Below are 21,099 nucleotides of genomic sequence, written 5' to 3' on the forward strand. Positions count from 1 at the left end.
CTCACCTTTTACTTTTTTCTCCATTATAGTAGATACACAATGAAATCGACAATAAAAAAGGGTCTTTACTCTATTATTCACTTTTTGTAAATATGTTAATTTTTCGAAAAGACTAAATTTTTATGTAGCTATAATCCTATGAATCTATTAAAATTATGTCGTATGATGTCAGATTATAAAAAAAGGAGAATTATATTATGTGGAAAAAAATTATTCCTGCCGTTGCTGTTTTAAGCACCATTACTTTTTCAAGCGTATTTGCCGCTCCCCCATCTCAGAATCCAGCTGAACAAAACCGCTACATAGACGTACAAATGCTTGGTATTAATGATCTCCATGGACAACTAGATACTGTTAAAAAAATCAATAATAAAGAAGCTGGTGGCGCTGATTACTTAGCTACTTATTTAAAAGAACATAAAAAACAAAACCCTAATACACTTCTTGTACATGCTGGTGATATCGTCGGAGCTAGTCCACCAGTTTCAGCATTATTACAAGATGAACCGACGATTGAATTTTTAAATGATTTAAAATTTGATGTTGGTACAATCGGAAACCATGAATTTGATGAAGGCATTGATGAAATGAAACGCCTCATTTACGGTGGATATCATGAAAAAACAGGGAATTTCAAAGGGGCTAACTTCCCCTATGTAGCTGCTAACTTCTATAACAAATCAACTGGCCGCTTATTTTTACCACCATTTACTGTAAAAATGGTAGATGGTGTTCCTGTTGGATTCATTGGTGTTGTTACAACTGATACACCAAATGTTGTTATGCCTACGATGCTTAAAAATGTACAAATTACTGATGAAGTAGAAGCAATTAATAAATCAACACAACAATTAAAACGCCTCGGCGTTAAATCGATCGTCGTTCTTGCTCATGTCGGTGGAACAACCGATGAGTCTGGGGTAACAAATGGCGATCTTACTCGAATTGCAAATGAAACAGACCCAGAAGTTGATGTTATTTTCGGTGGACATAGTCATACGTATGTAAATGGTACAGTAAATAATAAACTAATTGTCCAAGCAAATTCATACGGAACGGCTTTCTCAGACGTGGATGTAACAATTGATCGTAAAACAAAGGATATTGTAAAGAAAAAAGCTGAAGTTGTTACAACGTATCATGAAGGTGTAGAACCTGATAAACAAGTAAAGAAAAAACTAGATCAATATAAAGAAAAAATCGCACCACTTGTAAATGAAGTGGTCGGAAAATCTACAGCACCTATCGACCGTAAACAAAATGATGCTGGTGAGTCCACTCTTGGAAATTTAGTTGCCGATGCTCAGCGTCAAACGATGCAAACTCAAATCGCCCTCATGAATCCTGGTGGCATTCGTAATGACTTAGATGCTGGTGATATTACGTGGGGTGAGTTATACGGCATTCAACCTTTTGGAAATCAATTGATTAAAGTAGATTTAACAGGTCAAGACATTCGCGATATTTTAAATCAGCAATGGCAAAAAGGAACAACAAGAATGCTTCAAATTTCAGGTATTCAATATACGTGGGATGCAAATAAAACAAACGGTGAAAAAGTTACAAATATACGTTTAACAAACGGAGAAGAATTATCTCCATCTAAAACGTATAGCGTAGTTGCAAATGCCTTCTTAGCTTCTGGCGGTGACGGATTCGTATCATTTAAAAATGGTAAAAATGCAGAAACTGGTCCAAACGACTTTGAAGCGTTAGTCGATTACGTAAAACAATTAAAAGAACCAATTCAGCCAGTTATTGATGGAAGAATTCAAAAAGTAAATTAAGTATTTCTCTAATAATAAATTTTATTTTTCACGCCATAAAGGATTTGTACTGATCCTCTATTTTATACGTAATATACATCATAAAAAGGATACTCGTTCTTCCAATGAACATAGTATCCTTTTCTTTAGTTATCAAAATGTGATGTTTTGTCAACTTCATATTGCTGTAAAAATTGTTGCAACGCCTCTTCTACAAGTTTAGACTTTTGAATTCCTTTCGATTCTGATATAAGGTCCAATCTTGCTAATATTTCTGTATTAATAGAAAAGGTTCGTCTCTTTTTCTCTGTACTCTTACTCATAATTGGTGCAATTACTTCGCCTCTTTTTCTTAGTAACTCATAAATGCTTTGTAATTGCTCGTAAATTAATAATTGATAATCTGTTTTCTCATATTGAAGGGCGGTCGCTTCTTGGAGTTGTAAGTGACGTGGTTCTTCTCCATCTCCTACAAAAATACGTTTCTTCTGCTCTCCATCATATTCGTATCCAATCAATCTTAATTTCTTCGATAATGTATACGGGCTTATTTCAAGACGTTTTGCTATAATAGCGATGGATTCACGTCTGTTTAAACCATCTATAATTTCTCCAATCGTCACAATTTCCCTCCTCCCGTGTTGAAATGACACTAGTATGGTATGTTACAATGATTTTCTAACAGTATATGCAAAATGAATAGCCTGTGCGATTCATACGATTTCACAAAAGGAGGTTTTCAATATGCTTTTTCGTAGCTACACCCCTCAGTTCTATAACGAAAACAAACAACTCATTCCTAATAGTATCGCTACGATAGAAAGCGTTATGATAAATAATCGAAAACAAACTCTCCTTATGCGTGGACAAAACGTAGAGCAACCTATTTTATTATGCTGTCACGGCGGACCTGGGATGGCACAAATCGGATTTATTCGCCATTTTCAAAAAGAATTAGAGAAGCAATTTATTGTTATTAATTGGGATCAGCGCGGGGCTGGTAAATCCTTTTCAATGAAAGATTTCGGAGCAAATTTCACAATTGAACAATTCGTTTCCGATGCAAAAGAAGTGATTCAATATGTACTTAAAAGGTTCAACAAACAAAAACTATTTCTCGCTGGTCATTCTTGGGGAAGTATTATTGGGCTTAACATAGCACATCAATATCCAAAGTATATCGAGGCTTACATCGGTATTGGGCAAATTGTACATATGAAACAAAATGAAGAATTGCTATATCAACATTTAATTCATTCTGCAAAAAAACATGATCATAAAAAAGCATTAGCTTCCCTTTTAAAATTAGGCAAACCACCATTTTTAGATACGAGACGTCTCATTATTCAAAGAAAGTGGCTTGGCACATTTGGAGGCGCAATCCAAAACGGATCTTCCTTTTCTTTCATACGAAAAGGTTTCTTTTCTCCTGAGTATACGCTATTAGATTGGTTCAAGTTTCTCGCAGGAAATTTAAAATCTGGCGTTTTATGGGAAGAAATGCTGAAAATCGATTTCTTTTCTTCTATCTCAAGTTTATCTATCCCAGTTTATTTTTGTTCTGGTCGCTATGATTATCAAACTCCTTATGCACTCGTTCAGGAATATTGCGATATTATTGAAGCGCCTATAAAAAAGATGATTTGGTTCCCAAATTCAGCACATTCTCCTGATTTAGAAGAACCAGAATTATTCGCTAATTCTTTGCAATCAATTAAACAAGAGCTAGCTTTTCAGCATTAGTAACAAAAGGCTCTTTTACATTTCATAGAAAACATTTTATAATAATATGTCGCAAGTATGTATAAACATCGCAAAATGTTTCATATTTACTTGTCTTAACAGAATAAAAATTTAGGGAGATTACATTTATTATGAACGCTGTACTCGTCGCAGTAGCAATTATGCTATTGCTTAGTTTGTTACGTGTCCAGGTCATTGTCGCCATCATTGTTGGAGCTTTAACAGGCGGAATTATCGGCGGACTCGGTATTTCAGAAACGATTAACACTTTTACAACTGGTCTTGGAAACAGTGCTCCAATCGCTTTAAGTTATGCAATGCTTGGTGGTTTCGCTATTTCCCTTTCCAAAACAGGACTTCCAGATGCTATGATTCAAACTGCATTAAAATGGATTGGCAATGAACAAGACACGAAAAAACAAGTTTATTCTAAAATACTTATTTTATTCATTATTTTAACGATGGCTTGTTTCTCACAAAATGTGATTCCTGTTCACATTGCTTTCATCCCCATCTTAATTCCAGCACTTTTAAAAGTATTAAATGAGCTGAAAGTGGATCGCAGACTTGTCACATGTATTATTACATTTGGATTGATTACTCCTTATATGTGGATCCCTGCAGGATTCGGAAAAATTTATCATGACGTATTACAAACCAACGCTGCGCAAAGCGGCCTTACATTTGATGTCACACTTATTCCAAAAGCAATGACTATTCCAGCAATTGGTATGATTATTGGATTATGTGTAGCGGTATTCATTACGTACCGAAAACCTCGTACGTATGAAACAGAACAAATTCATACTACCGAAAATGAAATCGTTCCCTATACAAAACGTAGCATTACTTTCGGGTTATTATCTATCATTGCTACATTAACTGTTCAATTAACAACAGAATCAATGATTTTTGGTGCTTTAGCAGGTATTATCGTCTTATCGGTTAGTGGCAGTCTACCACTTAAAGAAGCAGATGCGATATTAACAAGCGGAATGCGTATGATGTCCTTTATTGGCTTTGTTATGATTGCTGCCGCTGGATTCGGCGCTGTTCTTCGAAAAACAGGACATGTTGAATCTCTGGTGCAAACGAGTGCACATATAATCGGAAATAACAAACCACTCGCTGCATTTCTTATGCTCGTTATTGGACTTCTCGTTACAATGGGAATTGGTTCATCCTTTTCAACCATCCCTATCTTAACAACCATTTTTGTACCTCTTTGCATTCAGCTTGGATTTAGTCCAATGGCCACAATTGCAATTATCGGTACAGCCGGAGCACTAGGTGACGCAGGATCTCCAGCATCGGATAGTACCCTTGGACCAACATCCGGTTTAAATGCTGATGGTCAGCACCATCATATATGGGATACATGTGTACCCACTTTTCTACATTACAATATACCGTTACTTATATTTGGTTTTATTGCCGCAATTACATTATAAAAAGGTGCGTATAAAACGCACCTTTTACTTTTTTATTTTTCCTTTTAATTGTTGAAAAGCTAATTTTCCATTATCTTTGACATAGCTTTCAATTGCCGGTAGTGATGAACCTATCCATTCATACTCTATGCTCCCATTAGGTCCAACAATTTTTAATTTATCTGGTATATGTATATTTAGAAATCTCGCTGACCGAATTAACTCAATAGCAATCTGATCACTTGAGGTTACAATTCCATCTATATACGGATTGTTTTGCAATAATGTAATAAATTGTTTATTTGTATACCCTTGTACACATTCTTCTCGATAAGAGATTCCTTCATCCCAAACAGCGTCTAAAAACCCTGCTATATAATCTTCCATTTCTTCACTTTCTTCTCCCTCACCGAAATATGCAAGAAAGTGACACCCTTTCTCTTTTAATAAAGAAACAGCTCTCTGTCCACTTTCATAATAATTTCTATGTGATTGTTGCTCATCGATCACAACAAACGGAAATGGAATTTCTCCTACACTTTTAAAAACTGCTCTCGTCAAAATAACACCTGCAATGTTATTTTGCTTCAGCATATGTATGTATCTATCTTTATTCTCTATATTACAAATAATGATTTGATAGCCTTCTTTATATGCTATTTCCTCAATACAATGTAGCAAAGTGATGTTTGATTGGTTACATAAATTATCTACAAGTAATGCAATTATCGTTGAATTCTCTTTAAATAGTGGCTTCACTGCACTGTTTGGCCTATAACGTAATCCTTCAATTGCTTCCTTTACTTGTTTTACTGTGTCCTCATGAACGTATCCTTTTTCATTAATAACTCGTGAAACGGTTGCGACTGAAACACCTGCCAATTTTGCAACATCACGTATAGTTGCCACATCGTCACCCCTTAATATGGTAATAGATTACAATTTTACGGTAACCTAAATTACACTATCCGTCAAGATTAATAACTCACAATTCTGAAAATTGTTACATCATTTGACTAAATGATACTCCAACTGAATTTCATGTAAAATTGGGATATTATCATATCCAATACGTGGAATTTCTTTCTTTATTTTTCGTGCCTTCTCTACCGCATTCACATATAAATTAGTCATTACAAAATTACGTTTTTGGTAAAATCGTAACGCATTCATATTATCATTTGTTGTAATAAGCCAAACCTCTCTGCACCGCTCTTCTTCTGCAACTTGTAATACACAATCCACAAGTTTCGTCCCTATTCCTTTTCTTTCTTCAAAGCTATCTAGCGATACAATTTCACACATATTTCCGGTCACTTCATACGTTATAATTCCGATTATTCTGTCATCTGAGAGCGCAACAAATCCTGGCAACTCTTCTAACTGATGTCCCTTACCACGTGAAACCATCAATGAACTTCCCCAGTTCTTACACATGAACATTCGGATTGTTTCTTTCATCGCTGGCGTAATTTTTTGTATATGCAGCATTTCCTATTTCTCCCCTTTTATATCATTGTGATACAATATAAGTGTATCACATGTAACGGTATTTGGAGGATGAGGTAAAGTATGAAACGTTTTTTTGCAGCATTGTTTACTATACTAGGTGCAATAACTGCCCTTGGGATTTTCTTTACAAATAAAGTGATGTACTTAAAGAAAAAAACAGAGGAAGAAGTACTCGAAAGAGAAACGAAAAAACATTTTCGTATAGAGGATTTTGATGCTCTTCATAAAGAAGAAATTCATATCCCTTCACAATTCGGATACGACCTTCACGGATATTACATTCCTGCTGGTCATTCCAATAAGTTTATGGTTTTTTGCCACGGTGTAACTGTAAATAAAATAAACTCTGTAAAATATGCAAACTTATTCTTAAAAAGGGGATATAATGTCCTCATTTACGATCATCGTCGTCATGGTAAAACTGGCGGAAAAACAACAAGCTATGGATACTATGAAAAGCATGATTTGAAATCCGTAGTTGACTGGCTAAAAAACCGTTTTGGAACCAATATTACACTTGGTATTCATGGTGAATCTATGGGAGCCGCAACAATTCTTCAATACGCAGGACTTGTAGAAGATGGCGCTGATTTCTATATTGCAGATTGTCCTTTCTCTGATTTTCACGGACAATTACAGCACCGTTTAAAGGTTGAATTCCATTTACCAAAATGGCCTTTATTACCTTTAGCAAACGCATTTTTAAAAGTTCGTGACGGTTATACAATTCGTGAAGTTTCACCAATCGACTGTATAAAAAACATTAACAATCCCGTTCTCTTTATTCATAGTAAAGATGACGACTATATTTTAGCTGATATGACAAAAGCGTTATATGAAGCGAAAGAAAATAATAAGCAACTTTATATTGCAGAACACGGTGCACACGCTTGCTCTTATAACGAAAATAAAGAAGAGTACGAAGCAGCCATCGATCAATTTTTAAACACATATGTGAAAGAAACAAAAAACAGGCTTGCATAAGCCTGTTTTTTTATTGCGCTAAAACGTCTGTAACTTGTTCCATATTTTCAGAAATCCATTGCATTGCATCATCTAACGTTGGAAATTCTGTCGTTTGAAATGTTACTTCATCTTGAAGTAACCAAACATCCTTTACCTCTTGCCCTACACCTGCAATGGACCAATGTAACAAACTATATGGATGATTATCATTCAAAAATGATGCCCACGTGCGCTCATTTGCAATGTTTCGTAATGTATGTAATTGTTTATCCATCTCTCGTCACCTTACTCTAGTCAGTTATGAAAACTATTATAACACTCTCTTCTTTCTCAAACAAAGTGCTCTTTTTTCCCCGCTATTTGTGGGCAGTAAAACTCCCACCTCAAAATTCGGCTGAAACAAAGAAGTTAGGCGGGAGATTAACTGCCCCTAAAAGCCCGATTGGTTCAAATAATAATTAGTGGGGGATGCCTCCCCCACTAATTAAAGTTTCACTTTATATTGCCAAGCACTTCCCTTGATTATATGATGAAATTAAGCGTTTGGGAAGGAGGGATAACGTTGGCAAAAGTACAAATTAAAGTAAATGATAATGGCTCTTTTCGCGTTACAGGGGACGTGGAATTAGTCGACTCACAAGGGAATGTATTCCCAGCAAAACCGGCATTTTCTTTATGCCGTTGTGGTTTATCAAAAAATATGCCTTATTGCGACGCTTCGCATAAAGGTAAATTCGAGTCTGTTGTTAGAGTACCAGAGGCAGAATAATTTTACATGTGACATGCACATTTTTTTGTGCATGTTTTTTCTTTTTAGCAACTCCGTTATATCCCTTCTCCTTACAACATTTCTAATACTTTTATTTCCATTCCAGCCTGCATATATTTTCACACAATTCTTCACATTCGAATATTTTTTACTAGCCTTTTATTTTTTTTGTGCTATAATTTGAGCAAACAGCATCCTTCGGGGTCGGGTGAAATTCCCAACCGGCGGTGATGAAGTGAAAACTTCTAAGTCCGTGACCCGTTTTCAACTCGAAAACGGTGGATCTAGTGAAACTCTAGGGCCGACAGTATAGTCTGGATGGGAGAAGGATATGTTTCTAGTTTTTTATATAGTGAATACACTTTTATTTCAGTATGCATATTTTTAAAGATTCATTTTGATTCTTTATATATGTTTAATTTTCTATACTTATTTTTTATACTGAAATAAAAAGAGACAACTAGCGTTTAAAAATTCGATATTTTGCTAGGTTTTTTCCTTATGCAGAAATATCAATTATCGTTAGGTTTCTTTCCTATGCTTTCGTATTCAAACTATATTTCTAGAAATCACGTCTCCCAAACCCCAAGGATATTAAATCCTTGGGGTTTTTTGATTTTTTTAGGAGAGGTGAAGAAAATGACAGATCAAGAATATATGAGGATTGCCCTGCAGTTAGCAGAAGGAACATCAGGACAAACAAGTCCAAATCCTATGGTTGGTGCTGTTGTTGTAAAAGATGGAAACATCGTTGGTATGGGGGCTCATTTACGGGCTGGTGAAGAACACGCAGAAGTTCATGCCCTTCAAATGGCTGGTCAGAACGCCAAAGACGCTACCGTTTATGTAACACTGGAACCGTGTAGCCACTTTGGAAAAACACCACCTTGTTGTGAATTGCTCATCGAAAAAGGAGTTAAGCGTGTTGTAATTGCTACTCTCGATTGTAATCCGCTCGTTTCTGGTAACGGAAAAAGAAGATTAGAGGAAGCTAGAATTGAAGTAACTACCGGTGTTCTTGAAGCAGAAGCAGTTTTATTAAATCGCTACTTTTTTCACTACATGAAAACGAAACGCCCTTTTGTAACAATCAAAACAGCGATGAGCTTAGATGGAAAAACAGCAACTGTAACTGGTGAAAGTAAGTGGATTACAGGTGAAGAAGCACGTGCTGATGTTCACCAATATCGCCATATACATGATGCAATTCTTGTTGGAGTGAATACAGTTATAGCTGATAATCCTCATTTAACAACAAGAATTCCAAATGGTGGGAAACATCCTATTCGCGTTGTTTTAGATACCCATTTACGAACACCACCATCTTCTCATGTTATAACAGATGGTTTAGCACCGACATGGATTATTGTCGGTAAGGATGTAAAGAAAGAGAAGATATCTTCTTATGAATCTAAAAATATAGCTATATTCCAAATGGAAACGAAGCATATAGAAATTGAGGACCTTCTTTCCTTTCTTGGAGAAAAACAAATTCTTTCTCTATTCGTTGAAGGTGGCCAATCGATTCATGCAAGTTTCTTAAAAACAAACAATTTTAATGAAATTGTAACCTATATAAGCCCGAAATTAATTGGTGGGAAAGATGCTCCTACTTTATTTGGAGGAAATGGTTTTTCAAAATTACAAGATGCGCTTTCCTTGAAAATTCAAGAGATGAAACAAATTGGTGATGATATAAAAATTGTTGCGAATGCCCGAAACGAGGTGACGGAATGTTTACAGGAATTGTAGACGAATTAGGAACGATAGCAAACATGCAACAAAGCGGAGAAGCGATGAAATTAACGATTCATGCAAAGAAAATTTTATCAGATGTTCACTTAGGTGATAGTATCGCGGTGAACGGTATTTGCTTAACTGTAACAAGCTTTACAACTAATTCATTTACAGTTGATGCAATGCCTGAAACGATGCAGTCGACATCACTTCGCATGCTTAAACCGCACTCTAAAGTAAATTTAGAGCGAGCAATGGCTGCAAACGGACGATTCGGTGGACATTTCGTTTCAGGACATATTGATGGCATCGGAACGATTTTAAATAAAAAACAACATTACAATGCCGTCTATTACAAAATAGCAATTTCTGATGAACTGCTGCGCTATTGTTTGCATAAAGGATCCATTGCTGTTGATGGAACGAGTTTAACGATATTTGATATAGACGAATCTTCCATAACGATTTCACTCATCCCGCACACAGTAAGCGAATCTGTCATTGGAGAAAAAAATGCCGGAGATATCGTAAACATTGAGTGTGACATGATTGGTAAATATATCGAACGCTTTATTACTAAACCTACAAAACGAGTAGGTTCAATGACTGAAAGCTTTTTACAAGAAAACGGATTTCTATAAGGGGGAAGCATAATGTTTCATCGTATTGAAGAAGCTCTAGAAGATTTAAAACAAGGTAAAGTCGTTATCGTATGTGATGATGAAAACCGAGAAAATGAAGGCGATTTTATTGCTTTAGCAGAGTACATTACACCAGAAACAATTAATTTTATGATTACACATGGCCGTGGTCTCGTTTGTGTACCGATTACAGCAGGGTACGCAGAACGTCTACAATTAGAACCAATGGTATCTCATAATACAGATTCACATCATACTGCGTTTACAGTGAGCATTGACCATGTTTCTACAACAACAGGGATTAGCGCTCACGAACGTGCAACTACGATACAAGAATTGTTAAACCCCGCATCAAAAGGCGCTGATTTCAATCGACCTGGACATATCTTTCCATTAATTGCGAAAGAAGGCGGTGTCCTGCGTCGTGCAGGTCATACAGAAGCTGCTGTTGATTTAGCGAAGCTATGCGGTGCCGAACCAGCTGGAGTTATTTGCGAGATTATAAATGAGGACGGCACGATGGCACGTGTACCTGATTTAATAGAATGCGCAAAACAATTTGATATAAAAATGATTACAATAGAAGATTTAATTGCTTACCGCCGCCATCATGAAACACTTGTGACGAGAGAGGTGGAAATTACATTACCTACAGATTTCGGTACTTTCCACGCAATTGGCTATTCTAACTCATTAGATACGAAAGAACATATCGCACTTGTAAAAGGTGATATTTCAATAGGTGAACCGGTACTTGTGCGTGTTCATTCTGAATGCTTAACAGGAGATGTATTCGGTTCACATCGCTGCGATTGCGGACCACAACTCCATGCAGCACTTGCTCAAATTGAGCGTGAAGGAAAAGGTGTTCTTCTTTATATGAGACAAGAAGGAAGAGGCATTGGGCTTCTTAATAAGCTTCGTGCTTATAAATTGCAAGAAGAAGGATTCGATACTGTAGAAGCAAATGAAAAACTCGGCTTCCCTGCTGATCTTCGTGATTACGGTATCGGAGCACAAATATTAAAAGATTTAGGTTTACAAAGTTTACGATTATTAACGAATAACCCAAGAAAAATTGCTGGCTTACAAGGTTACGATTTAGAAGTAGTCGAGCGTGTACCGTTGCAAATGCCAGCAAAAGAAGAGAATAAATCGTATTTACAAACGAAAGTAAACAAATTAGGACACTTACTAAACTTATAATTAAAGGAGAGATTTATTATGGTATTCGAAGGTCATTTAGTTGGTACAGGATTAAAAGTTGGAGTTGTTGTTGGACGTTTTAACGAATTTATTACAAGTAAGTTACTTGGCGGCGCTTTAGACGGATTAAAGCGTCACGGTGTAGAAGAAAATGATATTGATGTTGCTTGGGTTCCTGGTGCATTTGAAATTCCTTTAATCGCTAAAAAGATGGCTAGTAGCGGAAAGTATGATGCTGTTATTACATTAGGTACTGTAATCCGAGGTGCTACAACTCACTACGATTACGTTTGTAATGAAGTAGCAAAAGGTGTTGCGTCTTTATCACTACAAATGGACATCCCAGTTATTTTCGGCGTATTAACGACAGAAACAATTGAACAAGCGATTGAACGCGCAGGTACGAAAGCTGGTAATAAAGGATATGAATCAGCTGTTGCTGCAATTGAAATGGCTCACTTATCAAAACAATGGGCATAAAAAAAGAGGCTTCGGCCTCTTTTTATTTTTTCACCTTTTTTTGTACATCTTTTATTAATTCATTCATCGTTTTTCCTTCTGTTTTTATATGAAGAGCTTGTGCTGTTCTCCATACATTCTCTCTTTTTTTCGCTTCTTCTATAATAGTAATTTCTTTTCTAACTTCCTTTAAATCTTTTCCTTCCGTTTTCAATCCAAAATGTTCAGCTTTCGTTCGAAAGTGTTGTTCGATTCTTTGTTGCATCTCTTTTTGTTCAGGATTTTCAGCAGCCTTAACTGGATCAGAACTTATTGCTTTTATTAAAATTAAACAAGTCATAATCGCTAATATGTATTTGTACATGTAAAATCCTCCAACCCAATATAAATTACATATTTACTATGTACAACTAGGGCTTGGAAAATTCGTCCACAAAAATTCTTTTTTCCGCTCAAAAACCAATAATATCAAGCGTTCACAACTATTTATTACATTTTATTTACAAAAAAAGCAAACCTTTTTACAAGTTTGCTTTTTCATCTATCTTATAATGCACACTCTTCAATCTCAAATCCTAAATCTGCAATCATACCCCAGTCTGCAGTCGGCTCTTGTCCAGCTGTCGTTAAGTAGTCCCCGACAAAAATAGAATTTGCTGCAAATAAACCGATTGGCTGTACAGAACGTAAATTGATTTCACGTCCTCCTGAAATACGAATTTCTTTTGTCGGGTTTACAAAACGCATCATTGCCAGTACTTTTAAACATTCTACTGGCGTTAACTCTTTTTGCCCTTCAAGAGGTGTTCCCTTTACAGCAACAAGGAAATTACAAGGGATAGAATCTGCATCTATACGTTGTAATTCAAATGCAATTTCAGCACGCTCTTCAATTGTTTCTCCCATGCCAAAAATCGCTCCAGAGCATGGAGAAATGCCCGCTTGTTTCGCTTTTTGAACTGTATCAACACGATCATCATACGTATGAGTTGAACAAATACTATCGTAATTATTTTCATGTGTATTTAAGTTGTGGTTATAACGATGCACGCCCGCTTCCGCTAAACGTCCTGCTTGATCTTCATTTAAGAAACCTAAACAACAACAAATCTTCAAGTCTGTCGTTTCACGAATTTCCTTAACTGCTCCAATTACGTGATTTACCTCTTTATCCGTCGGACGACGACCAGACGCTACAATACAATATGTACCTGCTTTACGGCGTATTGCTTCATGTGCCCCTTCTACAATCTTCTCCTGCGTTAACCATGCATATTTATCAATCGGTGCTTCTGAAATAATAGACTGTGAGCAATATCCACAATCTTCAGGACATAATCCAGATTTCGTATTAATAATCATATTCAATTTTACTTTCTTACCAAAGTGATGATGACGAATGATGTAAGCTGCATTCATAATTTCTAGAACTTCTGTATCATCAGCTTCTAATATCGCTATTGCATCTTCTTTCGTAATCATCTTCTCTTCCACTACGTCGTATGCAAGTTTTTTCCAATCCCTTTTTGTTTGTACTTGTTTCATTTCATCTCTTCCCCTCTTTTGTTATATGCATAAATAAAGCATGATACGTTGCCATTATCCCTTCATTTCCCGTGAAGTCTCTTTCGTATATGCGCAGCATCGCACGAAAGAGTGAGGGACTTTGACAATATGATCCTTCATTGCTATTAGTCGCTCCTACTTTTCGAATAGAATGTAGAAACTCCTTAACTTCTGTAAAACTCTCTATGTAACATGTTTCAGAAACATGCACATCCCCTGTTTCTATCTTGCATATATGAAGCAACTGATCTTTCGAATAAAAACGTTGACCAATCGATGTTTCATTTTTTATATTTCTTTCTTCTTTCGCACGTTGGAACGAAGCATGCAATTCTTGAAATGTTTCATGTCCAAACGTTGAAAAGAGTAATATCCCATCTATAGACAAATGTTGAAATAAATTTCTTAACACTTGTTGTAAATTATTTAACCATTGAAATGTAGCATTTGAAATAATGACATCATATGATTCTTCTAATCGTAATCGCTCAATATCTTCACAGTGAAACGTTACATTTTTTACATTTTGTCTAGTTTGCGCAATTGCAATCATACTTTCAGCAAAATCAACTGCTGTAATATGTGCTTTCGGAAATAACTTTGATAATTGCTCTGTTACATACCCCGTCCCGCACCCCAGTTCTAAAATACGTATTGATGCCGTTTCACTATATCGTTCCTTTAAGATTGAAAGTAATGAATGTGCCATCTTTTTTTGTACATTTGCATATCGATCGTAAGATACGGCTGCCCCATTAAACCGTTTTTGTAGTAACGTTTTGTTGATCATGTCGTATCCCCTCTATAAATTGAATTACCTCATTTGCGCAATATTCAAAATTCGTTACACATAACGCATGACCTGCATCACTTACTACTTTCAGCTCGCTGCTGCTATTCTCCGTCATACTACGTGCCGCAGACAATGGGCATATTACATCCTGTTCTCCGTGAATAAGTAGTATAGGAACTTTAATTTCTTTTAGTTCTTCTCTCATATCTGTTTCTATTAAATAATCCAAACCTAGTTGTAAAGACTGAATAGAATCACCTTTAAAACGGTCTACAATGTCTTCAAAGTTTTTATTCTCTTTTAGCTCATCTTTCGTAAACATATTTTCATAAAACCGCTTGAGCGTATCTTCTTTCCTTCTCGCCAAATTCCTTTTCAGCCGTTCTACATGCAAAGCATTCCATCCGTTACTGTAGTCGCTCGTATTTGTAAATTTAGCAGTACCACCAATTAATACGATGCCTTTTGCCTGAATCTTTTTATAAGCTTCAACTGCTGCTAACGCTCCTAGTGACCATCCAACTAAAATTACGTTGTCATTATGCGCTACATCTACAATTCGTTCCGCAAATTCACTTCGTTCTTTCACATTACGCCAATCTATGCTTTGAACAGGGTATCCTTTAAAATACGGAAATACTAAATCCCAAATATTCTCTTCCATTCCCCATCCTGGTATAAAAATAATCTTTAGCTCGTTCATACGAAAATCTCCTCTTCTTTCGCAATGTGAATAATTCGATCAATAGCCCATTTTAAATCATCTATTGTATGTTGCGATGTAACTGCAAAGCGAATTCGAGAGCTATGAACCGGCACAGTTGGCGGACGAATTGCAATAGCCGCAATCCCTGCCTCTTGCAACCTTTTACTAAATCGTAAAGCATGTTCATTTGAACCGACTACAATCGGTACAATATGAGTTGAACTATTCCCAATATCAAAACCAGCATCCCTTAATTTAGTTCTGAAGTATTCTCCGTTTGCTATAAGGTTCTCTCTTCTTTCGTTATCTTCTTTTACAATTTCAATTGCTTTTTGCACTGCTCCTAACGTACTTGGTGGTAAAGCTGTGGTAAAAATAAAGCTTCTCATCATATTTTGTAAATACTCTATATAAATTTCATCACCTGTCAAATACGCACCATAACACCCTAAAGCCTTGCTAAACGTCCCCATATGTATATCAATTTTTTGAGCAAGATTTTTTTCTATATGAGATAACCCAGCTCCGCCGATTCCATATATTCCACTCGCATGTGCTTCATCGACTATAATGATTGCCCCGTATTTCTCTTTCAGCTGTACTAAATCTCTCAAATAAGCAGTATCACCATCCATACTAAAAATGGTATCAGTTACGATTAATTTCCGCTTTTCAGGTGACGCTGTTTTCAACAGCTTCTCTAAATGATCCAAATCATTATGACGATACCTTTTATGCTCTGCCCCGCTTAATATGATTCCATCAACAATACTTGCGTGATTTAACTTATCACTAAAAACAATATCGTGCCGAGAGGCTAAAGAAGATATGGCACCTATATTTGCCGTATACCCACTATTTACAATTAAAGCTCTTTCAGTACCTTTCCAGTCACATATGCTTCTCTCAACCTCTTCATATAATGGATGATTTCCTACAACGAGACGAGAGGCAGTCGCTCCAGTTCCACATCTTTTTGTACAGGCAATAGCAGCTTCTTTTAACCTTTCATCTCCAGCTAACCCTAAATAATTATTTGACGCTAAATTTAACATCCTTTTTTTATCTCGAATAAGCCAAGTCTCTTCTGCCTTCTCTGTTACATATAAATTTCGATACTGCCCTTGCTCATGTAATTGTTGTAATTTAGATTGAAGATGCGCCCGCCACGTTTGATTCATTTTGGATAAACTCCTCTAATTTTGAAATCATAATATATTCTTTTGCAGATTCCAATACTTCTTCTTTCGTAAACTCACCTTCAAAGAATGGTAATAATCCTAAAACTGGTACCCCGCTCAGCTCTTCAATCATCTCTTTATTTTCTTGCACTCTTTCCATTTCACATTCTTTGCAACCTGATAAAATGACACCCGCTACGGTTAAGCCATGCGCCTTTGCGTAAGCAATCGTTAACACTGTATGATTTACTGTTCCTAATGTAGGACGAGCTACTACAATAAGAGGCAACTGTAATTCTGTTGCAAAATCTATTACTAAAGCATCTTCTGTATATGGGACAGCAAGCCCACCTGCTCCTTCTACAAATAAGCTATTAAACTCTTTTAATAGTTCATTATAGTAATCAGTAATTTCTTTTAACTTTACTACTCTTCCAGCTCTTTTCATGGCAAGTCTCGGAGCAAGTGGTTCTTCAATAGAATAAGGGCAAATTTCATTTTCTTGTGTCGGTACACCTGATAGTACTTTTAACCTTGCCGCATCTCCCTCAGGGTTTGATGCAACATGCCCACTTTGTAACGGTTTATATACCCCTACGTTATATCCTAATTCTCTAAATACACCTGCTATAGCACCTGCAACTACTGTTTTTCCAACTTCAGTATCAGTTGCTGTTATGAAAAAACCACTCATTATTCTCCCTCCGTAACATCTGAGATTGCCTTATATAAAATGCGTAACATATCATCAATCTCTTCAAAAGTAGAAGCAAGTGGTGGCATAAATACAATCGTGTTACCTAGCGGTCGTAAAATCATACCCAGCTCTCTTGAGCGTTTACATACTTGAACACCGACTCTTTCTGTCCAGTCAAACGCTTCTTTCGTTTCCTTATTCTTCACAAGCTCAATACCAACCATTAATCCGCACTGACGAATATCACCTACATGTTTATACACAAAGAGCTTTTCTAATTGCGCTGTCACATAATCCGTTTTACGTGCCACTTCTTCTATTAAATTTGTTTTTTCATATAGTTCTAGATTCGCGATTGCTACGGCACACCCTAACGGATTACCTGTGTAGCTATGTCCATGGAAAAATGTTTTTTGTTCTTCATATTCTCCTAAGAAGGCATTATATATTTCATCTGTCGTTACCGTAACTGCAATTGGTAAATATCCACCTGTTAAACCTTTCCCAGCAGTTAAAATGTCTGGCGTCACATTTTCATGTTCACACGCAAACATTTTCCCTGTACGCCCAAATCCAGTCGCTACCTCATCTGTAATAAATAATACATTGTACTTTGTACATAAATCGCGCAGTCCTTTTAAATATCCTTTTGGCATTGTAATCATTCCGCCAGCACCTTGCATTAATGGCTCTACAATGATGGCAGCTACTTCTTCATGCTTTTCTTTCAACAATTCTTCCATTTCTTCTAAATGGCTTTTTACAATTTCCTCCTTATTATTTCCGTAAGGAGAACGATATGTATATGGATACGGCATTTTAATCGCATCAAATAAGAGCGAACTATACACTTGGTGAAACAAGTCTATTGCTCCTACTGAAACAGCTCCAATTGTATCACCGTGATATGCTTCTTTTAATGTAACGAATCTTTGTTTCTTTGTTTTCCCTTTATGCTGCCAATATTGGAAAGCCATCTTAATTGCAATTTCAACAGCGGTAGAACCTGAATCAGAATAGAATACCTTCTTCAATCCATCTGGTACAACCTCAATAATTTTTTCTGCTAATAAAATAGATGGAACGTTAGCAAGTCCTAACATAGTAGAATGAGCAATTTTATTTAATTGCTCACGAATTGCTTCATCTAATTCCGGTACTTGATGTCCGTGAACATTTAACCATATAGATGAAACACCATCCCAATATTCATTACCATTTACATCGTATAGTTTTCTTCCCTCTCCACGTTCAATAATGACAGGATCTTCTTCTAAATAATCTTTCATTTGTGTAAATGGGTGCCATACGTAAGCTTTATTTTTCTCTGCTAATTCTTCATATGTATAAGATGATTTTTCAATCGTTCTACTATTTATTGTCACAACTGTCACCCCTAATGTTAACTTGTTTATAAATATAGTTAACATTAAATCCGAATGACTGTCAATTATTTTAAAATCAAATAGTTCTTAAAAAAGAACAACTTATCATACGATAAGTTGTTCTACTTTCCATGCTGTATCTTTCCAATTTCTAAAATAATTTCTTCATCTTTTTTCCCCTCTGTATCAATTCCAAGTTGCTTAGCGTGCTCAATTAATAAATCATGACGCTTCTCAAATCTAGCGGTATTTACTTCTTTCGTAACCTCTTCTTTTGTTTTCCCCTCAGTAGAAACTCCTAGTTTTTCTGCTGCTTTTTCCATTGATTTCTTCTCTTCTATTTCTTTTACTTTCTTCACTTCTGACTGTTGTATTTGCTTTTGTTTCAACTGCTCTGATTCAGCCGCAAAAGCTGTGTAAATTCCAGCACTTCCTCCAATAACTAATAAAGTGGTAAAAAGAATTATTTTTTTCTTCACTCTTTCCTCCCCCTTTCAAATTCATTATAACGTACATTTTTACAGCTTTAAAAACAATTATCCTTTATTTCCCTAAAAAACATTTAATATTTTTATTGACATGTAAGATGAAAATATGATAAAAATTTAACTAACATCATATGAATCGGCGTTGATAGGATTTAGTAGTATTTCGATTTCTGATTTCAGAGAGCTGGTGGTCGGTGCGAACCAGTACAGAGCGAATTATGAATTACCCCCTGGAGCTTCTTTTACGAAACGTGAGGAGTAGTGAAAGACGGTTATAGACCGTTATGTCTAAAGAGTGGTGAAACGACACTGTTTCACAATTTAGGGTGGTACCGCGAATTTTTCGTCCCTGCATATATTGCAGGGGCGTTTTTTATTTTATAAGCGCATATCATATGACCCTTTATTTTGTGACGCATTCATTTCACAAGCTAGGGTGGTACCGCGATTTCTTCGTCCCTGCATAATTATATGCAGGGACGTTTTTTTATCCAATCATTTCCGTATCATATAGAAGGACTAACAATTACCGGTAATTTGTCACAAAATTCTAAATTTTAGAAGGAAATATACAATATTGGCGAATTTTATATAAAAAAGAGCTATTTTACATTACTTAGGAGGGGAAAACAATGGTTTCAAAAATTGAGTCTGTTCTTTTAACAATTTTTATCTTTTTCTGTATTGGTTTTAGTGTTATTCAATTAGAAGTTTCACCACACATCCCAATTTTATTTGGTATCGTTCTTTTATTAGCATTTGGATTCCTGAAGAAAATCTCTTGGTCTACTATGGAGAAAGGGATGATTAGTAGTATTTCAGCTGGTATTCCATCTATATTTATTTTCTTACTTGTAGGCGTATTAATTAGCGTTTGGATCGCAGCTGGAACTATTCCGACTTTAATGGTATACGGCTTCCAGCTTGTATCTCCAAAAATTTTCGTTCCAACTGTTTTTGTTGTTTGTGCAATTGTTGGAACGAGTATCGGTAGTGCTTTTACAACTGCTGCAACTGTAGGACTTGCTTTTATGGGAATGGGTACTGCCCTTGGATACGATCCAGCTCTTATTGCTGGTGCAATTATTTCTGGTGCATTCTTCGGAGATAAAATGTCTCCTTTATCTGATACAACAAACTTAGCGCCTGCTGTAACGGGTGTAGATTTATTTGAACATATTCGTAACATGCTTTGGACAACAGTGCCAGCTTTCATTATTGCTTTTATCGCATTTTTCATTTTAGGAAGCGGATCTGGTGGAAACGTTGATTTCTCAGCATTTATTAATACACTAGAAAAAAATGCAACGATTTCTATCGTTACACTTATTCCTATTTTATTACTGTTCCTATTCGCATTTAAAAAGGTACCCGCAGTTCCAACATTACTTGCAGGAATTGTGGTAGGAATTATTATTCTCTTTATTTTTAAACCTAGCACTTCTTTAGCTGATTTAATGAAAATTATGCAAGACGGTTACGTTTCTAAAACTGGTATCAAAGATATTGATAGCTTATTATCTCGCGGTGGCCTGCAAAGTATGATGATGTCAATTGCTCTTATTTTCCTAGCTCTTTGTATGGGAGGATTATTACAAGGAATGGGCATTATAGCGCAGCTGATGAATATTATCTCTAGCTTCGTAAAAACTAGTACACGCTTAATTATTTCTACTGCTTCAACTGCAATTGGTGTAAACTTCTTACTTGGTGAGCAGTACTTATCCATCGTTTTAACAGGACAAGCATTCGCTAATAAATACGATGAAGTCGGTTTAGAGCGTCGTAATTTATCACGAGTATTAGAAGATGCTGGTACAGTAATTAATCCACTCGTACCATGGGGTGTCAGTGGCGTATTCTTAACAAATGTTCTTAGCGTTCCAACATTCGATTACCTGCCATACGCAATCTTCTGTTTAGCTTGTCCAGTCGTAACCATTATCGTCGGTTTTACTGGATTCGGTCTTTCATGGAAAAAAGAAAAAGCAGTACCAGTTTCATAATATAACAAAAAGGATTACCAAATCGGTAATCCTTTTTATATTTCTCGA

At 36.0% G+C, this 21,099-nt stretch carries 22 protein-coding genes, 1 riboswitch and 1 other annotated feature; of the genes, 10 read left to right on the forward strand and 12 right to left on the reverse strand.

Annotated elements, in window-relative coordinates; genetic code table 11:
- Nucleotides 1–197: 197 nt before the first annotated feature.
- Entirely contained in the window at nt 198–1,787 is a 1,590-nt protein-coding gene (locus DN400_RS13360) for a bifunctional metallophosphatase/5'-nucleotidase (protein ID WP_090977121.1), read from the forward strand.
- Nucleotides 1,788–1,912: 125 nt separating this feature from the next.
- On the opposite strand, the gene DN400_RS13365 is transcribed toward DN400_RS13360, so the two are convergent.
- Nucleotides 1,913–2,389 (reverse strand): ribbon-helix-helix domain-containing protein, encoded by a 477-nt coding sequence (locus DN400_RS13365; RefSeq protein WP_000151933.1) that lies wholly within the window; start codon nt 2,387–2,389, stop codon nt 1,913–1,915.
- 121 nt (nt 2,390–2,510) lie between these two features.
- Between DN400_RS13365 and DN400_RS13370 the strand changes: the two genes are divergently transcribed.
- Together DN400_RS13370 and DN400_RS13375 are read left to right on the forward strand one after the other, a co-directional pair.
- Nucleotides 2,511–3,509: an alpha/beta fold hydrolase gene (locus DN400_RS13370; protein WP_147801710.1), complete on the forward strand. Its 999-nt coding sequence runs from the start codon at nt 2,511–2,513 to the stop codon at nt 3,507–3,509.
- Between the two features lie 131 nt (nt 3,510–3,640).
- Nucleotides 3,641–4,960, forward strand: coding sequence for a Na+/H+ antiporter family protein (locus DN400_RS13375; RefSeq protein WP_000994810.1), 1,320 nt, complete (start codon nt 3,641–3,643; stop codon nt 4,958–4,960).
- 24 nt (nt 4,961–4,984) lie between these two features.
- Here DN400_RS13375 and DN400_RS13380 read toward each other — a convergent pair whose 3' ends face one another.
- Nucleotides 4,985–5,848 carry a LacI family DNA-binding transcriptional regulator gene (locus tag DN400_RS13380; RefSeq protein WP_147801711.1) on the reverse strand — a complete coding sequence of 288 codons (864 nt, stop codon included), beginning with the start codon at nt 5,846–5,848 and terminating at the stop codon, nt 4,985–4,987.
- 99 nt (nt 5,849–5,947) lie between these two features.
- Entirely contained in the window at nt 5,948–6,430 is a 483-nt protein-coding gene (locus DN400_RS13385; RefSeq protein WP_071729727.1) for a GNAT family N-acetyltransferase, read from the reverse strand.
- 81 nt (nt 6,431–6,511) lie between these two features.
- Here DN400_RS13385 and DN400_RS13390 point away from each other — a divergent pair, with 81 nt between their 5' ends.
- On the forward strand, nt 6,512–7,435 hold the full coding sequence (locus tag DN400_RS13390) for an alpha/beta hydrolase (RefSeq protein ID WP_000819228.1): 924 nt from the start codon (nt 6,512–6,514) through the stop codon (nt 7,433–7,435).
- Between the two features lie 10 nt (nt 7,436–7,445).
- On the opposite strand, the gene DN400_RS13395 is transcribed toward DN400_RS13390, so the two are convergent.
- On the reverse strand, nt 7,446–7,691 hold the full coding sequence (locus DN400_RS13395; RefSeq protein ID WP_000360796.1) for a DUF2552 family protein: 246 nt from the start codon (nt 7,689–7,691) through the stop codon (nt 7,446–7,448).
- A gap of 288 nt (nt 7,692–7,979) precedes the next feature.
- On the opposite strand from DN400_RS13395, the gene DN400_RS13405 reads away from it, so the two are divergent.
- The 5 genes from DN400_RS13405 to ribH all read left to right on the forward strand — a co-directional run bounded on the left by DN400_RS13405 (nt 7,980) and on the right by ribH (nt 12,250).
- Entirely contained in the window at nt 7,980–8,186 is a 207-nt protein-coding gene (locus DN400_RS13405; protein WP_147801712.1) for a CDGSH iron-sulfur domain-containing protein, read from the forward strand.
- 190 nt (nt 8,187–8,376) lie between these two features.
- Nucleotides 8,377–8,520: riboswitch (FMN riboswitch) on the forward strand.
- 305 nt (nt 8,521–8,825) lie between these two features.
- Nucleotides 8,826–9,938, forward strand: coding sequence for a bifunctional diaminohydroxyphosphoribosylaminopyrimidine deaminase/5-amino-6-(5-phosphoribosylamino)uracil reductase RibD (gene ribD / locus DN400_RS13410; protein ID WP_000131984.1), 1,113 nt, complete (start codon nt 8,826–8,828; stop codon nt 9,936–9,938).
- On the forward strand, nt 9,920–10,564 hold the full coding sequence (ribE, locus tag DN400_RS13415; RefSeq protein WP_000493869.1) for a riboflavin synthase subunit alpha: 645 nt from the start codon (nt 9,920–9,922) through the stop codon (nt 10,562–10,564). The genes ribD and ribE overlap by 19 nt, the downstream gene beginning before the upstream one ends.
- A 12-nt stretch (nt 10,565–10,576) precedes the next feature.
- Nucleotides 10,577–11,770: a bifunctional 3,4-dihydroxy-2-butanone 4-phosphate synthase/GTP cyclohydrolase II gene (gene ribBA / locus DN400_RS13420; RefSeq protein WP_000468981.1), complete on the forward strand. Its 1,194-nt coding sequence runs from the start codon at nt 10,577–10,579 to the stop codon at nt 11,768–11,770.
- An 18-nt stretch (nt 11,771–11,788) separates the two neighbouring features.
- Nucleotides 11,789–12,250 (forward strand): 6,7-dimethyl-8-ribityllumazine synthase, encoded by a 462-nt coding sequence (gene ribH / locus DN400_RS13425; protein ID WP_000230895.1) that lies wholly within the window; start codon nt 11,789–11,791, stop codon nt 12,248–12,250.
- A gap of 22 nt (nt 12,251–12,272) precedes the next feature.
- On the opposite strand, the gene DN400_RS13430 is transcribed toward ribH, so the two are convergent.
- The 8 genes from DN400_RS13430 to DN400_RS13465 all read right to left on the reverse strand — a co-directional run bounded on the left by DN400_RS13430 (nt 12,273) and on the right by DN400_RS13465 (nt 19,036).
- On the reverse strand, nt 12,273–12,593 hold the full coding sequence (locus DN400_RS13430) for a hypothetical protein (RefSeq protein ID WP_000280032.1): 321 nt from the start codon (nt 12,591–12,593) through the stop codon (nt 12,273–12,275).
- Nucleotides 12,594–12,775: 182 nt separating this feature from the next.
- Nucleotides 12,776–13,774: a biotin synthase gene (gene bioB, locus DN400_RS13435; protein WP_000815858.1), complete on the reverse strand. Its 999-nt coding sequence runs from the start codon at nt 13,772–13,774 to the stop codon at nt 12,776–12,778.
- Between the two features lies 1 nt (nt 13,775).
- Nucleotides 13,776–14,585, reverse strand: a complete 810-nt coding sequence (gene bioC, locus DN400_RS13440) for a malonyl-ACP O-methyltransferase BioC (protein WP_000608912.1) — start codon at nt 14,583–14,585, stop codon at nt 13,776–13,778.
- Entirely contained in the window at nt 14,551–15,291 is a 741-nt protein-coding gene (locus tag DN400_RS13445; RefSeq protein WP_147801713.1) for an alpha/beta fold hydrolase, read from the reverse strand. The genes bioC and DN400_RS13445 overlap by 35 nt, the downstream gene beginning before the upstream one ends.
- Nucleotides 15,288–16,475, reverse strand: a complete 1,188-nt coding sequence (gene bioF / locus DN400_RS13450) for an 8-amino-7-oxononanoate synthase (protein WP_001077298.1) — start codon at nt 16,473–16,475, stop codon at nt 15,288–15,290. Before bioF ends, DN400_RS13445 begins: the two co-directional genes overlap by 4 nt.
- Nucleotides 16,441–17,169 carry a dethiobiotin synthase gene (gene bioD / locus DN400_RS13455; protein WP_000012479.1) on the reverse strand — a complete coding sequence of 243 codons (729 nt, stop codon included), beginning with the start codon at nt 17,167–17,169 and terminating at the stop codon, nt 16,441–16,443. The genes bioF and bioD overlap by 35 nt, the downstream gene beginning before the upstream one ends.
- Nucleotides 17,169–18,602 (reverse strand): adenosylmethionine--8-amino-7-oxononanoate transaminase, encoded by a 1,434-nt coding sequence (bioA, locus tag DN400_RS13460; protein WP_061659912.1) that lies wholly within the window; start codon nt 18,600–18,602, stop codon nt 17,169–17,171. Before bioA ends, bioD begins: the two co-directional genes overlap by 1 nt.
- A 77-nt stretch (nt 18,603–18,679) precedes the next feature.
- Nucleotides 18,680–19,036 (reverse strand): hypothetical protein, encoded by a 357-nt coding sequence (locus DN400_RS13465; RefSeq protein WP_000726902.1) that lies wholly within the window; start codon nt 19,034–19,036, stop codon nt 18,680–18,682.
- 142 nt (nt 19,037–19,178) lie between these two features.
- Nucleotides 19,179–19,399, forward strand: a binding site (T-box leader).
- A gap of 278 nt (nt 19,400–19,677) precedes the next feature.
- Here DN400_RS13465 and nhaC point away from each other — a divergent pair.
- Nucleotides 19,678–21,051 (forward strand): Na+/H+ antiporter NhaC, encoded by a 1,374-nt coding sequence (gene nhaC / locus DN400_RS13470; RefSeq protein WP_147801714.1) that lies wholly within the window; start codon nt 19,678–19,680, stop codon nt 21,049–21,051.
- Nucleotides 21,052–21,099: the final 48 nt, after the last annotated feature.

This window comes from Bacillus sp. AR8-1 (genome assembly GCF_008042345.1).
GTDB classification, from domain to species: domain Bacteria; phylum Bacillota; class Bacilli; order Bacillales; family Bacillaceae_G; genus Bacillus_A; species Bacillus_A cereus.

Bases quoted from the DNA above. Each gene is read 5' to 3' on its own strand.
- ribBA (WP_000468981.1), top strand. From the start codon at position 10,577: ATGTTTCATCGTATTGAAGAAGCTCTAGAAGATTTAAAACAAGGTAAA.
- DN400_RS13375 (WP_000994810.1), top strand. From the start codon at position 3,641: ATGAACGCTGTACTCGTCGCAGTAGCAATTATGCTATTGCTTAGTTTG.
- DN400_RS13385 (WP_071729727.1), bottom strand. From the start codon at position 6,430: ATGCTGCATATACAAAAAATTACGCCAGCGATGAAAGAAACAATCCGA.
- bioC (WP_000608912.1), bottom strand. From the start codon at position 14,585: ATGATCAACAAAACGTTACTACAAAAACGGTTTAATGGGGCAGCCGTA.
- nhaC (WP_147801714.1), top strand. From the start codon at position 19,678: ATGGTTTCAAAAATTGAGTCTGTTCTTTTAACAATTTTTATCTTTTTC.
- bioB (WP_000815858.1), bottom strand. From the start codon at position 13,774: ATGAAACAAGTACAAACAAAAAGGGATTGGAAAAAACTTGCATACGAC.
- DN400_RS13370 (WP_147801710.1), top strand. From the start codon at position 2,511: ATGCTTTTTCGTAGCTACACCCCTCAGTTCTATAACGAAAACAAACAA.
- bioD (WP_000012479.1), bottom strand. From the start codon at position 17,169: ATGAGTGGTTTTTTCATAACAGCAACTGATACTGAAGTTGGAAAAACA.
- bioA (WP_061659912.1), bottom strand. From the start codon at position 18,602: ATGTTAACTATATTTATAAACAAGTTAACATTAGGGGTGACAGTTGTG.
- bioF (WP_001077298.1), bottom strand. From the start codon at position 16,475: ATGAATCAAACGTGGCGGGCGCATCTTCAATCTAAATTACAACAATTA.
- DN400_RS13445 (WP_147801713.1), bottom strand. From the start codon at position 15,291: ATGAACGAGCTAAAGATTATTTTTATACCAGGATGGGGAATGGAAGAG.
- DN400_RS13390 (WP_000819228.1), top strand. From the start codon at position 6,512: ATGAAACGTTTTTTTGCAGCATTGTTTACTATACTAGGTGCAATAACT.
- DN400_RS13360 (WP_090977121.1), top strand. From the start codon at position 198: ATGTGGAAAAAAATTATTCCTGCCGTTGCTGTTTTAAGCACCATTACT.
- ribE (WP_000493869.1), top strand. From the start codon at position 9,920: ATGTTTACAGGAATTGTAGACGAATTAGGAACGATAGCAAACATGCAA.
- ribH (WP_000230895.1), top strand. From the start codon at position 11,789: ATGGTATTCGAAGGTCATTTAGTTGGTACAGGATTAAAAGTTGGAGTT.
- DN400_RS13430 (WP_000280032.1), bottom strand. From the start codon at position 12,593: ATGTACAAATACATATTAGCGATTATGACTTGTTTAATTTTAATAAAA.
- DN400_RS13395 (WP_000360796.1), bottom strand. From the start codon at position 7,691: ATGGATAAACAATTACATACATTACGAAACATTGCAAATGAGCGCACG.
- ribD (WP_000131984.1), top strand. From the start codon at position 8,826: ATGACAGATCAAGAATATATGAGGATTGCCCTGCAGTTAGCAGAAGGA.